The sequence below is a fragment of the Kitasatospora albolonga genome, from assembly GCA_002082585.1.
Lineage (GTDB): Bacteria > Actinomycetota > Actinomycetes > Streptomycetales > Streptomycetaceae > Streptomyces > Streptomyces stephensoniae.
The window spans coordinates 2,185,846-2,201,098 of sequence record CP020563.1; the positions used below are offsets into that span (position 1 = coordinate 2,185,846).

At 71.2% G+C, this 15,253-nt stretch carries 10 protein-coding genes; 1 reads left to right on the plus strand and 9 read right to left on the minus strand.

Features of this window, described 5'->3' with window-relative positions; translation table 11 throughout:
• Positions 1 to 144 precede the first annotated feature (144 nt).
• Positions 145 to 1,275 (plus strand): peptidase M48, encoded by a 1,131-nt coding sequence (locus tag B7C62_09555; protein ID ARF72485.1) that lies wholly within the window; start codon positions 145 to 147, stop codon positions 1,273 to 1,275.
• Here B7C62_09555 and B7C62_09560 read toward each other — a convergent pair.
• The 9 genes from B7C62_09560 to B7C62_09600 all read right to left on the minus strand — a co-directional run bounded on the left by B7C62_09560 (position 1,202) and on the right by B7C62_09600 (position 15,155).
• On the minus strand, positions 1,202 to 2,338 hold the full coding sequence (locus B7C62_09560) for a hypothetical protein (GenBank protein ARF72486.1): 1,137 nt from the start codon (positions 2,336 to 2,338) through the stop codon (positions 1,202 to 1,204). The genes B7C62_09555 and B7C62_09560 overlap by 74 nt on opposite strands.
• A gap of 245 nt (positions 2,339 to 2,583) precedes the next feature.
• On the minus strand, positions 2,584 to 3,159 hold the full coding sequence (locus tag B7C62_09565) for a hypothetical protein (protein ID ARF72487.1): 576 nt from the start codon (positions 3,157 to 3,159) through the stop codon (positions 2,584 to 2,586).
• Between the two features lie 254 nt (positions 3,160 to 3,413).
• Positions 3,414 to 4,697 (minus strand): glutamate-5-semialdehyde dehydrogenase, encoded by a 1,284-nt coding sequence (locus B7C62_09570; protein ID ARF72488.1) that lies wholly within the window; start codon positions 4,695 to 4,697, stop codon positions 3,414 to 3,416.
• Positions 4,698 to 4,786: 89 nt separating this feature from the next.
• On the minus strand, positions 4,787 to 5,278 hold the full coding sequence (locus B7C62_09575) for a hypothetical protein (protein ARF72489.1): 492 nt from the start codon (positions 5,276 to 5,278) through the stop codon (positions 4,787 to 4,789).
• 127 nt (positions 5,279 to 5,405) lie between these two features.
• Positions 5,406 to 6,524, minus strand: coding sequence for a glutamate 5-kinase (locus B7C62_09580; GenBank protein ID ARF72490.1), 1,119 nt, complete (start codon positions 6,522 to 6,524; stop codon positions 5,406 to 5,408).
• 236 nt (positions 6,525 to 6,760) lie between these two features.
• Positions 6,761 to 9,529 (minus strand): glycosyl transferase, encoded by a 2,769-nt coding sequence (locus B7C62_09585; protein ID ARF72491.1) that lies wholly within the window; start codon positions 9,527 to 9,529, stop codon positions 6,761 to 6,763.
• Positions 9,530 to 9,837: 308 nt separating this feature from the next.
• Positions 9,838 to 11,073, minus strand: a complete 1,236-nt coding sequence (locus tag B7C62_09590) for a glycosyl transferase (GenBank protein ARF72492.1) — start codon at positions 11,071 to 11,073, stop codon at positions 9,838 to 9,840.
• A 262-nt stretch (positions 11,074 to 11,335) separates the two neighbouring features.
• Positions 11,336 to 13,522, minus strand: a complete 2,187-nt coding sequence (locus B7C62_09595) for a hypothetical protein (GenBank protein ARF72493.1) — start codon at positions 13,520 to 13,522, stop codon at positions 11,336 to 11,338.
• Between the two features lie 136 nt (positions 13,523 to 13,658).
• Entirely contained in the window at positions 13,659 to 15,155 is a 1,497-nt protein-coding gene (locus tag B7C62_09600) for a 2-C-methyl-D-erythritol 4-phosphate cytidylyltransferase (protein ID ARF72494.1), read from the minus strand.
• Between the last annotated feature and the right edge of the window lie 98 nt (positions 15,156 to 15,253).

The following is a 15,253-nucleotide window of genomic DNA, read 5'->3' on the forward strand; positions in this document are numbered from 1 at the left end:
AGCGGCAGCAAGGGTGACGGCGATGTGCGGCATTTCGGGCGCTCCTCAAAGTTATCCACAGCCCCCCGCACACCGTAGCGCCAGCGCATACGCTGGGTTTCGTCCGGGGGGCGAGCAACGTCTCGTACGAACAGGGGGCCATCCATGACCGACAGCAGTCACGAGAACGTGCCGAGCAGGGCGCGCAGGCGATTCCCCGGGATCTCGTCCCGGGCCTACGAGCACCCGGCGGACCGCTCGGCCCTGGTGGCCCTGCGCAGGCTCACCGGTTTCGACACCGTGTTCAAGGCGCTCAGCGGGCTGCTCCCCGAGCGCAGCCTGCGGCTGCTCTTCCTCTCCGACTCCGTGCGGGTGAGCGAGGCGCAGTTCGCGCACCTCCACGACATGCTGCGCGACGCGTGTTACATCCTGGACCTGGAGAAGGTCCCGCCGATGTACGTGAAGCAGGACCCGCAGCCCAACGCCATGTGCATCGGGCTCGACGAGCCGATCATCGTGGTGACCACCGGCCTGGTCGAGCTGCTCGACGAGGAGGAGATGCGGGCGGTGGTGGGCCACGAGGTGGGCCACGCGCTCTCCGGTCACTCGGTGTACCGGACGATACTGCTCTTCCTCACCAACCTGGCCGTGAAGGTCGCCTGGATTCCGCTGGGGAACGTGGCGATCATGGCGATAGTGACGGCGCTGCGCGAGTGGTTCCGCAAGTCGGAGCTCTCCGCCGACCGGGCCGGACTCCTGGTGGGCCAGGACATCCAGGCGTCGATGCGCGGTCTGATGAAGATCGCCGGTGGCAACCACCTCCACGAGATGAACGTGGACGCCTTCCTGGCCCAGGCCGACGAGTACGAGAAGGGCGGGGACCTGCGGGACTCGGTCCTCAAGATCCTCAATGTGCTGCCCCGGACGCATCCCTTCACCACGGTGCGGGCCGCCGAGCTGAAGAAGTGGTCGGAGACCCGGGACTACCAGCGGATCATGGACGGCCACTACCCCCGGCGCGACGAGGACAAGGACACCTCGGTGTCCGACTCATTCCGGGAGTCCGCCTCGCACTACGCCGACACCGTGCGCACGAGCAAGGACCCGCTGATGAAGCTGGTCGGGGACATCGCCGGGGGCGCCGGGGACCTGGGCGGCAAGCTGCGCGACAAGTTCACCGGTGGCGGTGGCGGGGGCGCGAAGGGCGGTGCGGGCGGTTCCGCTACGGACGGGGGCGGAACTCCCGGAGGGCCTGAGGGTCCTGAGGAGTCCGGGGAGGGGCCCCGGAAGGCGTAGCGCCCAGCGGTGCCAGGGTGCCGCAGAGTGCCGCCGCGGGCCGGCCCGAGGCGTACGGGTCGGTGGCCGCGGGACCCCGGTCGTCGGCCCGCTCCCCCGCCAGGAGCGGGCGCAGCGTCCCCGTGGCACCGGCCGAGCAGGACTGCGGTCCGGCCTGTACGTGGGCGGTGCGCAGCTCCAGCCGGTGCAGCCGCAGGTCCTCCCGGTCGAAGCGGAAGTGCAGCTCGCGGCGGACGGTGAAGAGGGACGCGCCGTCCTCCTTGCGGGGGCCGTCCGCCGGGCGCAGGGCGTAGGTGAAGGTGTGGTCCGAGACGACCTCCAGGGTGCCCGCGCCGTCCTCCGCGTACGAGAGGGTGCCCTGCACCCGGATCTGCGGGTCCGCGAGCTCGACCTGGGCCGGGTCGAAGCGGACCAGCCAGCCGGTGGCGGCGTGGAGCCCGTCGTCGGCGGGGCTGCTCAGGGACCGTTCGAACTGGCCCCGCTGGTCCGGGTCCAGGAGCTGTTCGACGGGGCGGCGGACCTGGCCGGTGAGGACGTCGGGGTTGAGCGAGGACTCCACCAGGTAGTCCTTGACGGTGGCGAGGGCGGTGGTGATCTGACTGTCGGAGAAGTTCTGTGTGCGCCGTACGGAGGGGAAGTTGATGCCCTCCGCACCGATCCGGAAGCCGGAGAGCGGGGCGGCCCGGTAGAGCCGCTCGGGTGATCCGGCGGGGACGGCCGCGCGGGGGGCGAGGGGCACCACGGTGGTCCGCAGCGGCTCGGCCCGCCGGGGCACGGGCTGCGGGTAGGGGTTGCGGAAGCCGATGTAGACGGCCGTGGCGAAGGCCAGGGCGATCAGGACGACCAGCACGATGGCGGCCCTGGAGCCGTGGCCCGCCGGGACCACCGGCTCCGGCAGGGTCCGTACGGCCCTGGCGTGCTCGCCCATCCGTTCCTGGGCCGAGAACTCCTGCATGCGGGCACTGCGAATGAACGATTCGTCGAAGACGAGCGAGCGGTACTCGTCCTCGCCGCCCTCGGGGTTCTCGGGCGGGCCGTTCGGGGGTTCTGAGCGGCCTGTCATGACGTCGTCTCCCGATCTCGCACCACCGGTCAGCGAGAAGCCCCCGGGAAGCGAGGGGGCACATCTTCAGAGTAGGTCGATCGGCGCGTACGTAAACGCGGAGAGCGGCGGCAAGTGGTCCGCGCGGGTCACCGCCGGACGGGTGACGCGCGAGTGCCGGGCGCGTGCCGGGCGGCCCGGGGAGGGGGTGCGTGGACGGCCGGGCCATGCGTGGACGGTCGGGGGCTGCGGGTGCGCGGGGCCGTTCAGGGGGTGCGGGGGGTGGCGGAGACCGCCGGGCGGGAGTGGTCGGCGGAGGCCGACGGGACCGCCCCGGGCTTGTCCACACCGCTGGTCACCGGCGGCGGCACCGAGTCCTGGCGGTGGGCCGAGGCGCCCCGGTAGACGGCGGTGAAGGCGAGGACGACCATCCCGACGCCCATCACCAGGGCCAGCAGCCAGGCGACCGGGCGGTGCCAGCGGGCGGCGCCCCGGTAGCGCCGGAGTCCCCCGCCCGGGCCGTAGGAGCCCTGGGCGGTCTCGTCGTCGCGGTCCGGTTCGTAGTCGAGGTCCTGGGGGTCGTGATAGCCCCGGGACCGCCCGTAGGAGCCGTACTCGCCGTCCGTGGGGCGCCTGCTGCGGCGGGCCCGGGCGGCGTCGGCCTGCGCGCGGGCCTCCGCCGCGGCGAGGAGACGCTCCACGGCGGTGGGTTCATGGACGGTGGCGGCCCGGACGAAGTCCTCGTCGAACACCACGGAGGCGAAGTCCTCGTCCGCGCCCCCGCGGTCGTCGTCGGGCTCCCAGCCGTCCGGAAACGGCTTGCCCCCCACGTCGTCCGGCACGGATTCAGCGTAGCCCCGCGGGGACCTTTTGGGCAGGTGCTCCGCCAATTCGCCCGGCGAACGGCTGGGGAACATGCGGCCGGTCCTTGCCCCGTGGGCGTAAACCCGGCCGTACGAGCCCGCAAGGCCCCGTAGGCGTAAGCCGACCTTCCCCCGTACGCACGCCGACCAGACCGCGTGCGTACGCCCAGCCCCCTGTGCGTACGCTCACCAGCCCCCGTACGTACGCACCGCCCCCGACCCGCCCGTCGGCGTTACCGGGTGTGGCCGTCGCCGGTCACGATGTACTTCGTGGAGGTCAGCTCCGGCAGGCCCATCGGGCCGCGCGCGTGCAGCTTCTGCGTGGAGATGCCGATCTCGGCGCCGAAGCCGAACTGGCCGCCATCTGTGAAGCGCGTGGAGGCGTTGACGGCGACCGTGGTCGAATCGACCAGCTGGGTGAACCGGCGGGCCGCCGCCTGCGAGGTCGTCACGATCGCCTCGGTGTGGCCGGAGGACCAGAGCCGGATGTGGGCCACCGCCGCGTCCAGCGAGTCCACGACCGCCGCCGCGATGTCGTACGAGAGGTACTCGGTCTCCCAGTCCTCCGTCGTCGCCGCGACCACGGTGGCCTTGGTCCCCCCGGCGTGCGCGAGGACGTGCTCGTCGCCGTGCACGGTGACCCCGGCCTCGGCCAGGGCGTCCAGGGCGAGCGGCAGGAAGGCGTCGGCGACGTCCTTGTGGACGAGGAGGGTCTCGGCGGCGTTGCAGACGCTGGGGCGCTGGGCCTTGGAGTTGATGAGGATGTCGACGGCCATGGACAGGTCCGTCTGCGCGTCGACGTAGACGTGGCAGTTGCCGGTGCCGGTCTCGATGACGGGGACCGTGGACTCCTCGACGACCGTGCGGATCAGCGAGGCGCCGCCGCGCGGGATGAGGACGTCGACCAGACCGCGGGCCCGCATCAGCTCCCGTACGGAGTCGCGGCTCTCGCCCGGGACGAGCTGGACCGCGTCGGCGGGGAGGCCCGAGCCGCCGACGGCGTCGCGCAGGACCCGTACGAGGGCGGTGTTGGAGGCGTACGCGGAGGAGGAGCCGCGCAGCAGGACCGCGTTGCCGGACTTCAGGCAGAGGGCGGCGGCGTCCACGGTGACGTTGGGGCGGGCCTCGTAGATGATGCCGACCACGCCGAGGGGGACGCGGACCTGGCGCAGGTCGATGCCGTTGGGCAGGGTCGAGCCGCGCACCACCTCGCCGACCGGATCGGGCAGCGCGGCCACGTCCCGTACATCGGCGGCGATGGCGCGGATGCGCTCCGGGGTGAGGGTGAGCCGGTCGATGATGCCCTCGCTCGTACCGGCCTCGCGGGCCCGCTCGACGTCCTGCGCGTTGGCCTCGACGATCTCGGCGGTCCGCACTTCGAGGGCGTCGGCGATGGCCAGCAGCGCGTCGTCCTTGGCGGCGCGCGGAAGTGGCGCGATATCTGCGGCGGCGGCACGGGCCCGGTAGGCGGCCTGCGCGACCGGGGAGAGGTTGTCGTAGGGCGAGAGCGTGGTCATGCCCGCAGAGTAATGCGCGCTCTGCGGGCATACGGCACGTATCCCGTGATGCGAGACGACCGGCCCGAGGGGCGGTCACCCCCCGGAGGTCAGTACGGATGCACGCCGACGGGGGCGGCGGGCGGCGGCCCGTACCCCTCGGCGATGCGCTGGTGGTACGTCTCGCGGTCGATGACCTCGAGGCCGACGATCTTCCACGGCGGGAGCTGGGCGGTGGAGCGGTGCTCGCCCCAGAGACGCAGCGCGACGGCGGCCGCGTCGTGCAGATCGCGGGCCTCTTCCCAGTAGCGGATCTCCGCGTGGTCGCCCGCGTAGCGGCTGGTCAGCAGGAAGGGATGGTCGTGCGCGAGCTGTTCCAGGCCGCGTCTGACCTCCCCCAGCGGGGTCTCGGCCCCGGACACGCTGAGGGTGATGTGCCACAGCTTCGACTGCGGCTGGTTCTCCTGCCGCTCCGTCACCGGCTCCTGTTCGGCGGTGCCTCCCAGGGGCGGGTTCCGGTCGAGATCAGCCCCCGCTCCGACGCTCGTCAGGGCGCGGCTGCCCGTGCCTCGGGGCGACGCCCCCGGGCGCGCTCGTCTCACCGGCGGCCTCCTGTGATGTGTTGCTGTGCGGACCCCTGATTCCCCGCTACAAAGTGGACCAGCCCGGAGCCGGGCATGGGGCGGTTTTGGTAAAGGTCACTGCCGGACAGCGGGACTTTCAGCCGTTTCAGGGGGTGAGGCGGGGCGTGAGAATGACCAGATCGTCCCTGTGTACGACCTCGCGCTCGTAGGCGGGGCCCAGTTCACGGGCCAGCTCGCGGGTGGAGCGGCCGAGCAGCTGGGGGATCTCCTTCGCGTCGAAGTTGACGAGCCCGCGGGCGACGGGGGTGCCGCGCAGATCGCGCAGCTCGACCGGGTCACCGGCGCTGAACTCGCCCTCGACGGCGGAGATCCCGGCGGGCAGCAGCGAGGTGCGGCGCTCCACCACGGCCCGTACGGCGCCGTCGTCCAGGGTGAGCGCGCCCTGCGGGGTGGAGGCGTGGGCGAGCCAGAGGAGCCGGTCGGCGGAGCGGCGGCCGGTGCGGTGGAAGAACGTACCGGTGTCGCGGCCCGCGAGGGCGTCGGCGGCCCGGCTGGCGGAGGTGAGGACGACCGGGACCCCGGCGGCGGTGGCGATGTTGGCGGCCTCGACCTTGGTGACCATGCCGCCGGTGCCCACGCCCGCCTTCCCGGCGCTGCCGATGGTGACGCCGGCCAGGTCGCCGGGGCCGGTGACCTCGGCGATGCGGGAGGCGCCGGGGGTGCCGGGCGGGCCGTCGTAGAGACCGTCCACGTCGGAGAGGAGGACGAGGAGGTCGGCGTGGACGAGGTGGGCGACGAGCGCGGCGAGCCGGTCGTTGTCGCCGAAGCGGATCTCGTCGGTGGCGACGGTGTCGTTCTCGTTGACGACGGGGACGGCGCCCATCTCCAGGAGCTGGTCCAGGGTGCTGTAGGCGTTGCGGTAGTGGGCGCGGCGGCTGGTGTCGTCGGCGGTGAGGAGCACCTGGCCGACGCGGACGCCGTAGCGCGCGAAGGAGGCGGTGTAGCGGGCCACCAGGAGGCCCTGGCCGACGCTGGCGGCGGCCTGCTGGCGGGCGAGGTCCTTGGGGCGGCGGACCAGGCCGAGCGGGGCGAGCCCGGCGGCGATGGCCCCGCTGGAGACGAGGACGACCTCGCGTTCGCCGCCGTCCCTGACCTTGGCGAGGACGTCGACGAGGGCGTCGACCCGGTCGGCGTCGAGGCCGCCTGAGGCCGTGGTGAGCGAGGAGGAGCCGACCTTGACGACGATCCTGCGGGCGCCGGTCACTTCCGGACGGTGCGTCGACGGCCCGTGCTCCGACGGCGTGTGCTCTGACACGTGCTTCCTCGCTCTGGATCGCCCCGGGCGTACCGGTGCCACGGCGACGGCGCCCCGGTCTTCCGGTGTTCCGGTCTTCGGTGAGGAGCGTTCGCACCGCCCCCGGCACAGCACAGTACGCGAGCGGCCGCCCCCGCCGCCCGCCGGTTCCGACCGGTGGACGGCTGCGGGGCGGCCGGGGTGGTTCAGTGCTGCTGCTCGTCCTTGATGGCGAGCATCCGGTCGACGACCCGGGCGGCGGCGCGCCCGTCGGAGGGCTCGCAGAAGTCGACCCGGAACTGGGCGTACTTCTCCTTGTACTCCTCGCTCACCGCGTCGATGTTCCGGATCGCGGAGACCAGGTCCTCGGAGGTCTTGATCAGCGGTCCGGGCGCGCGCGAGGTGAAGTCGAAGTAGAAGCCGCGCAGGGTGTCGCGGTAGTGCTCCAGGTCGTACGTGAAGAAGAGCATCGGCCGCCCGGAGTGGGCGAAGTCGAACAGCACCGAGGAGTAGTCCGTGATCAGCACGTCGGCGATCAGGTAGAGGTCGGCGATGTCCGGGTAGTACGTGACGTCGTAGACGAAGCCCTGTCCGGCGCCGGGGATGGAGTCGAGGACCTTGTGGTGCTTGCGGTAGAGCAGCACGTGGTCCTCGCCGAGCTCGCGCTGGGCGGCCTCGACGTCGATCCTGTTGTCCAGCTTGAACCGGCGCCCGCCGTAGCGCTGGTCGTCGCGCCAGGTGGGCGCGTACAGCACGACCTTCTTCCCGGCGGGGATGCCGAGCTTCTCCCGTACGGCCGTGGCGCGCTTGACGCGGTCGGGGGCGTGGAAGACGTCGTTGCGCGGGTAGCCCGCCTCCAGGACCTCGCACTGGAGGCGGAAGGAGTTGGTCATGATCGGGGTGGTGAAGGCGTTCGGCGTGATGAACAGGCTGTACTGGCGCGAGCGCTGCGGGAGGCTCGCGATGTAGGCCAGGTTCGCCTTCGGGGTGCCGAGCAGGTCGGCGCCGATGCGCTTGAGCGGGGTGCCGTGCCAGGTCTGGACGACGACCTGGCCCTCGCGGCGGACGAACCATTCGCGGATGCCGCCGTTGGTGACGACGTACCGGCTGCGGGCCAGCGCCTCGTACCACTCGGTGCTGCCCCACTCCACGCCGCGCACACCGGGCGGCAGGACGACCTGCTGGTCGTGGACCATCGCGATGTGCTCGACGTCGGTGCCGCGGCGCTTGAGCTCCTCGTAGACCGCGCGCGGGGAGTCGGAGAACTGCTTGCCGCCGAAGCTGTTGTAGAGCACGGCCTCGCGCAGCGGCAGCTTGCGCTGCTCGGGGGTGTAGACGTCCCGCATCAGGCGCTGGCGGTAGGCGCCGCGCAGCTCGGGGCCGAGGACCGGGCCGGACTCCACGAAGATCCGGTCGAAGTCGAGCCTCTCCACGGTGTACGTGCGGTGCTCGCCCCGGTGGGAGAGCGGCAGTACGGAGACGAGGTCGGGGCGGATCGTGACGGGGAGGTCGCGGGTGTGGTTCCACTCGGTGCGCAGGCGCAGGCGGGGCATCCAGCGGCCGGCGCGCAGCGACACGGTGCCCTCGTAGGTCTCCATGGTGTCCGGGCGCAGCCGGGCGGTGAAGCGGCCGTCCGCGAACTCGACGGGCAGCGGCCGGTCCTCGTTGCGGCCGGTGTGGCGCAGGACCATCTTCATCTGCTCGGCCGGGCCGGTGTAGGTGCCGGAGAGGACCAGCTCGCCGTCCGCGCTCCACTCGATGCTGTCGACGACCGGCTGGACGGTGCGCAGCTGCGGGGTGAAGTTCCCGGCGCCGTCGGTGACGATGGCCAGCTCACGGCCGTCGGGCAGGGGGTGGACCCCGGTGCGGAGGTTCTCGCCGTTGGTGGCGCGGCGGGTGGTGCCGTCGGCGAAGACGATGAGCGTGCGGTACTTGCGGGACTTGCCGGGGGCGATGCCGGTGACGGGGAGGTCGGCCAGCGGCAGCTTCGCGGTGTGGCGGAACCAGCCGTCGTCGCCGGTGCCGGTCTGCTCCAGGGGCAGGTCGGTGGTGAAGCCGCTCTGCTCGTGGTCGATACGGAGCGCCTTGGGGAACTTGCCCGCGGGGGCCGTGACGCGGGAGCGGAGGGTGACGGTGAGGGTGTCGCCGTCCGCTTCCTGGGCGTCGATCTCGGCGGGGACGACGTCCACGGTGAGCTTGAGGCGGTTGCGGTCGAAGCCCGCGACGAGCCGGACGCCGTCGTCCAGGACGCGGGTGAAGCTGTGTCCGGCCGCGCCCGCGTTGTTCTTGGTGATGCTGCCCACGGACATGCCGCCGGGGCGCGGGATGCCGATGCCCAGGCGCCAGGTGCCGGGCTGCCACTGGCCGCGCACGCGGAGGCGGCCCGGGTCGATGCCGATCTCGAAGCCCGACCAGTCGTAGTTGTGCAGGGCGCCCTTGGCCTCGGCGGTGGCGCGGGGCTCCTCGACCGTGCGCAGGCGCAGCGGGAGGGTGGAGCGGCTGCCCTGGCGGCGCAGCACGGCGACGCGCAGGGAGCGCTTGCCGGTGGCGGAGGGGACGTTCGGGATGTAGGCGTAGCCCTTGACGAGGAGCTTGCCGTCCTCCCAGGCGAGGTCCAGCAGCTTGCCGCGTACGGGGAGTTCGCTGCGGTTGAAGTTGCGGACCGAGGAGGGCAGCGAGGAGCTCTCGATGCCGGGCAGCTCGATCCGGGCCCGCCGCAGGCCCTTCACGGCGAAGGCTCCCGGGTTCTCCCGCTCGTAGTGGAGCAGCTCCGCCAGTTCCTCGCCGCGTCCGCTGGCCGCCAGGTGCCACTTGACCCGGGCCATCGGGGAGAACTGCCGGACGACCTTGGGGGCGGCGCGGTCCAGGAAGTCCTTGGCGGCGCTGTGGAAGGCGGGGCGCTCCTCGGCCGGAGTCTCCGGGAAGTACTTCATGAGCCGGCTGAGCTCTTCGGGAATCGCTTCGAGGGACGCCACGGGGGGAGGGCCTTTCCGGGGGGACGTGCAGATGATGAACCCCTGGAAGACGGGGCGTAAATGAGACGCCTACAACGGTCTCATGGTTGCACCCCAGTATGGCGTGAGGCCAATCACAGGATCGACCCGCCCCGGACTTCCGCCGGGACGGGGCTCCGGGCTCCTCGCCGCGTCCCGGGCCGTTCGGTCGGCCCTGGGAGGGGCCAGCGGACCCTGGGAGGGGTCGGCAGGCTCCGGGAAGGGAGCGGCGGGCCCGGGAAGGGGTCGGCGGGCTCCGGGAGCGTACGGTCGGTTCCTGGAGCGTTCAGTCAGACGCGGTGTGCGCGGGGGGCGCGCAGGGCGCTCAGCAGCGTACGGCGGGCCTTGCGGATCACACGCCGGGGGAAGGACGCCCGGGCCCCGGCCGCCGGGGCCTCGATCCGCCGGCCGCCGATCCACTCGGTGACGGTCACCTCGTAGGCCCGCTCGGGGAGTACGGAGGAACCCTCGCCGAAGTGCGGATACGCCAGGTGGAGGCGGTCGCCCCGGCGGACGGTCGCGGGCTCCTCCTTGTCACGCAGGAAGCGCACGATGTCGAGCAGCAGATCGAGCCGCCCCTCGGCCACGCAGGTCAGCCGCAGCCGCTCGTGGACCTTGAGCCGACGGCCCATCTCCGGGGTCCAGTAGGCCGCCATCAGGGGTGCGGCGAGCGCCATCTTCTTCTCACGCACGGCGTCGGACTGTTTCAGCAGTCCGGGTCCGAACTGGGGCAGCAGCGTGATGACGAACGGACGTACCATCAGCGCGTCCCGGCGCGGCCCGGGCGGCACCTGGTCGGCGATGAGCCCCATGAGGGCGCGGGCGGAGTCGAAGCGCCTGCGGTAGTTGCCCTTCTTGGTCATCTGGTTGCGGTCCTCGCGGCCCACCAGGTAGTAGCAGGTGTAGTCGGCGACGACGGAGACACCATTGCCCCGGAGGTACGCCTCCATGGTGAACAGCGCGTCCTCGCCCGTCTTCAGGGTCTCGTCGAAGGACATGCCGAGCCGTACAAGAAGGTCGCGGCGGAACAGCTTCTGTGCGCTCAGCGTGAACTTGATGTTGGAGGAGTACAGGTCAGCGCGCTCGACGGTCTCCTTCCACATCGACTTCGCCGCACCGCGGTTGACGCCGACGATCTTTCCGAGCACCACGTCCGTGCCCGCCCGGTCGCCCATGGCGACCATGCGCTCCAGGGCCTCGTCACCGAAGTAGTCGTCGGCGTCGAGGAAGAAGACGTACCGGCCGCGGGCGAGGCCCAGGCCGACGTTGCGGGGGCCGCTGGGGCCTCCGGAGTTGGCCTGCCGGACGACGCGCATCGGGACGGGCGTCCGGGCGGCGAACTCCTCCAGGTACTCCCCCGTGCCGTCCGTGGAACCGTCGTCGACCGCGACGATCTCCAGCCGTCCGGCGCCGATCGTCTGCGCCTCGACGGACTCCAGGCATCGGACCAGGTAGGGCATCGCGTCGTATGCCCCGATGATCACACTGACATCGGGCTCGTGGTTCTTCCTGGGCATGTCGGCCATGTGCACCTGTCGATTTGATCACGAAAGAAGGCAGATTGCCCGACTCTGCACTCTTTATGCATCAACATGCCGAACGACCCGTACATCCCTCCCTCAGGAGAGATGCACGGGTCGTCATTGGGGTTGCGTCGTTTTCGGACAGTTCGATCATCTGATCAGATGTGCGCTTTTCGGCCGCGCACGCTCGGTGCGTACGCCCCCAGGGCCACGCGCCCTTCAGCCGTACGCCCCCAGGCCGTACGCCCTTCGGGCCCTACGGCTTTCAGCGCACCGCCGAGGTCCCCTCGGAGACAGCGGCGTCCTCCTCCACCGTGTCCGGGTCGGCCGCGGCACCGACGTCGGCCGACGCCTCCGGCTCGCCCGTACCGACACCGACACCGGCGGCGTCGGCCTCCGGGTCCGGTACGGCCACGGCCTGGTCGCCGATCCGCTGGGCGACACCCGCGTTGCGGGCCTCGGCCTTGGCGGTGAGCGCCCGTACGGCGGCGTTGAACTGCTCCATGGAGGTCGGCTCGTCCGGGCCGAGGAGGTAGGTCTTCAGCTCCCGGCGGGCACCGGCCAGCACGTCCGCCGCCGGGTCGGCGACCGCGGCCAGCAGCTCGTCGAGCTCCTCGGCGCCGTTGGACAGGATGACCGCGGCCCGTACGGCGGTGTTCTGCCGCTTGAACTCCTCGGCACCCAGCGCGGCGGAGTCGGTGACGGCGTACGGCTTGCCGCTCGCGATGAAGTCGGAGACCACGCTGGAGATGTCCGAGACCATGGCGTCGGACTCGTTGAAGCAGTCGTACAGCTTGGGCTGCGCGCCCGTCACCGTACGGTGTTCCCACCAGCCGAAGGAGCGCCAGTAGGCGTCGTTCCACTCGGCCCGCAGCCGGGCCACCTCCGCCTCGCGGGCCGGGTCGGCGAGCGAGACCCGCGACTCCTCCGCGTCGTCCCCGCCGGAGTGGCCGAGGGCCGCGAGCTCCGCGAGGCGGGCGTCGATCCGTACCAGCTCGGCCTTGGCGGCGCTCCGGGCGGCGGCCGTCCGCTCGGCCTCCTTCGCCCAGCGGGGCTCGGCGGCGCGCTCGGTGGCGGCCTTCCCCAGCATCCCGCGGATACGGGCGTCGACCGCCTTGGCCCGGGCGCTGCGGATGCCGGTGAAGGGGTGCGGCTTGTAGATGATCCGGACCGGCTCGGCGGCGGTGATGAGGCGGCGCACGATGTTCTCGCCCGCGAGCAGCAGGGAGGTGTTGCCGGGGTTGTCGTCCCAGCCCTCCCAGGTGGGCGCGTACAGCACGGTCGGGATGGGGTTCTTGACCGTGCCCGTCCAGCTCTTGATGGGCTCCAGCTGCGGGCGGCCGACCTCGACGATGTCCTCGTCGCGGACGCCCACGTCGGCCAGCGCGTAGCGGTCGCGACCGGCCCGGCCCGCCGTCCAGACCTCGTCGTAGACCTTGGAGAACGGGTTGACGCTGGCGAGCTTGTCGCTGTCGCCGTGGCCGATGAAGACGTGCTTCATGGTCGGCACGCGCAGGATGTGGATGTTCTTGCCGACGTTGGCCGGATACAGGCAGACCCGGACGGTGGAGAGGTCCAGGTTCATCAGGTGCGTGCCCGCCGGGACGCAGATCACCGGGACGGAGGTCTCGGCCAGCTGCGGGACCAGACCGCGCTCCCGCATGATGATCAGCGGCCGGCCCTCGATCCGGGCCATGGTCTCCAGCCACATGTTGCCCTGGTAGGCGGACTCGTTGGAGCCGGAGAAGTACAGCACCACCGTCGGCTGGTACTCGCGCAGCCAGCTGTCGACGGCCTTGAGCACGGCGGGGGCCGAGGGCACCAGCCGGCTGCGGCGCGCGTACGGGGCGAGCGCGGCGATGTAGCCCAGGGCGAGCAGGAGGGTGAGCGCGGCGCCCGCGTAGCCGACGATGTCCTCACCGGTGCCCGCGGCGATCAGGATGCCGAGTATGGCCGGGATGTCGAGGTGCAGCATCTTCTCGGCGGAGCGGCGCAGCAGCACGGCCGGCGGGGCGTCGGGGATGCGGACGGCGTGCAGGTCCACGTTGCGGGTGACGACCGGCATGGTCCGCCGCAGCCGGACCAGGGTGGTCAGGGCGCCGTGCGGGGCCTGGAGCGCGTAGAAGAGGAGGAAGCAGGCGACCGCTGTGTAGAACAGCGGCTCCTCCGCGAGGTCCAGCCGGGCCAGCAGCAGGATGACCATCAGCTGGCGCAGCAGGAAGCGGATGGACAGCCCGGCCCGCACCTTGCCGAGCCGGTTGATCAGATAGCTCCCCCGCTGGTGCAGATACCAGTCCGCGGCATACGTGACCGTCATGGCCGCCACGAAGAACCAGGTGTGCGGGATGAGCGCGGCAAGCATGACGCAGGGATAGCCCAGCCCCATCAACAACGCTGCCGCCAGTTCTGACCTGCTGCCCACACGGGCCAGGCGAATGGCTGTCGAGATCACGAAGAACCTGCTCCAGGGGGTGCCGGTTTGATTCACGTATTGAGGGAAATGTGAAGCGGCGGCTTCACGCATTCGGGCCCCTGCGATCGCACAAAGCGACAACAGAGGCCCGGATAAGCACAATTGTCAAGAATTATTACACATCTTCTTGACGGTCCAGCACGGAGGCGAGCGCCTGCTCGAACCCGGACTCGGCGGCTCCGGCCGTCGGGTCCTGCTGCCGTACGTCGATGACGTGACCGGTCAGCGCGGAGAGCAGCACGTCCAGCGAGGTGCGCGCCACGGCCTCCGAGGAGAGCAGCGAGCCCTCCGGCTCCTGGCCGAACGCCTTGGTCCGCATCGGTGTCGCGGTGCGCTCCGGGTTGACGCAGTTGACCCGGATGCCCTCACCGGCCCACTCGTCGGCGAGCGCCTGGGTGAGGTTGACCATGGCGGCCTTGGTGGAGGAGTAGAGGCTGTACTCGGCGCGGCCCCGGGTGTAGCTGCTGGAGGTGTAGAGCAGCAGCTGGCCCTGGGTCTCGGCGAGGTACTTGTAGGAGGCGCGGGCGATCTGGACGGGGGCGAGGTAGTTGACGCTCAGTGCTTCCTCGATCGTCGCGTTGTCCGTCTCGGCCAGCTTGCCGATGCGCAGGACGCCCGCCGTGTTGATGACGTAGTCGATGCGGCCGGTCTCGCCGTACGCCTTCGAGAGCGCCTCCTCGACGTGGACCGGGTTCTCCACGTGAGTGCCGGTGGTGGAGCGGCCCAGGGCGTAGACGCTCGCGCCGTAGCTCTCGGCCAGGGTCGCGATGTCGGCGCCGATGCCGTACGAGCCGCCGAAGACGACGAGGGTCTTGCCGGAGAGCAGCTCGCGGTAGGCGGCCTCGTCGGCCTGGCGCGGGGCGGCGGTGGAGGCGAGCTGGAAGAGCTTGTCGGTGATGAAGACGTCGACCGGCTGGGTGACCTTCATGTTGTACTCGTCGCCCGCGACCACGTAGATCGGCACGTCGGGGAGGTACTTGAGGACCACCGAACAGTCGTCGGTCGCCTGGAAGTTGGGGTCTCCGGCCGCGATCCCGTACGCCTTGCGGATCGTGGAGAGCTTGAACGCCTGCGGGGTCTGGCCGCGGCGCAGCCGGGAGCGGTCGGGGACCTCGGTGATGAACTCCCCGTCCTCGCCGTGGGTGCGGGTCACGATGATCGTGTCGGCGGACGGGATCGCGACGTCGACGGCCTGGTAGCGGTCGAGGGCGTCGACACAGTCCTTGATCACACGCTGTGACAGCAGGGGGCGCACCGCGTCGTGGAAGAGGACGTTGCGGTCCTCACCCTCGGCCAGGCCCTCGCCGAGGGCCGCGATGGCGCGCTCGGTGGTCTCGTTGCGGGTGGAGCCGCCCTCGATGATCCGGGTGACCTTGGTCAGTCCGGCCTTGGCGACGATCTTCTCGACATCGGGCACGAACCCGGGCGCCATCAGCACGATGACGTCGTCGATGTCCTCGGCGTTCTCGAAGATGGTCAGCGTGTGCTCGATGACGGCCTTGCCGGCGATCTTCAGGAGCTGCTTGGGGATCGACAGTCCCACGCGCTGTCCGGTACCACCGGCGAGTACGACCGCTGTGGTCCGGGGCTTGGCTTCGTGCGGCACAGACACAGACGACCTACCTTGCTATGACGGAGGAACAGTGTGATGGTCGCACTCTCCGTGACCGTCTCGCAAGGTGGACTTCGTCCGTCGATCGCCCTTCGGAA

Coding starts and splice junctions, on each gene's coding strand:
- B7C62_09555 (ARF72485.1), top strand. CDS start 145: ATGACCGACAGCAGTCACGAGAACGTGCCGAGCAGGGCGCGCAGGCGA.
- B7C62_09560 (ARF72486.1), bottom strand. CDS start 2,338: ATGACAGGCCGCTCAGAACCCCCGAACGGCCCGCCCGAGAACCCCGAG.
- B7C62_09570 (ARF72488.1), bottom strand. CDS start 4,697: ATGACCACGCTCTCGCCCTACGACAACCTCTCCCCGGTCGCGCAGGCC.
- B7C62_09590 (ARF72492.1), bottom strand. CDS start 11,073: ATGGCCGACATGCCCAGGAAGAACCACGAGCCCGATGTCAGTGTGATC.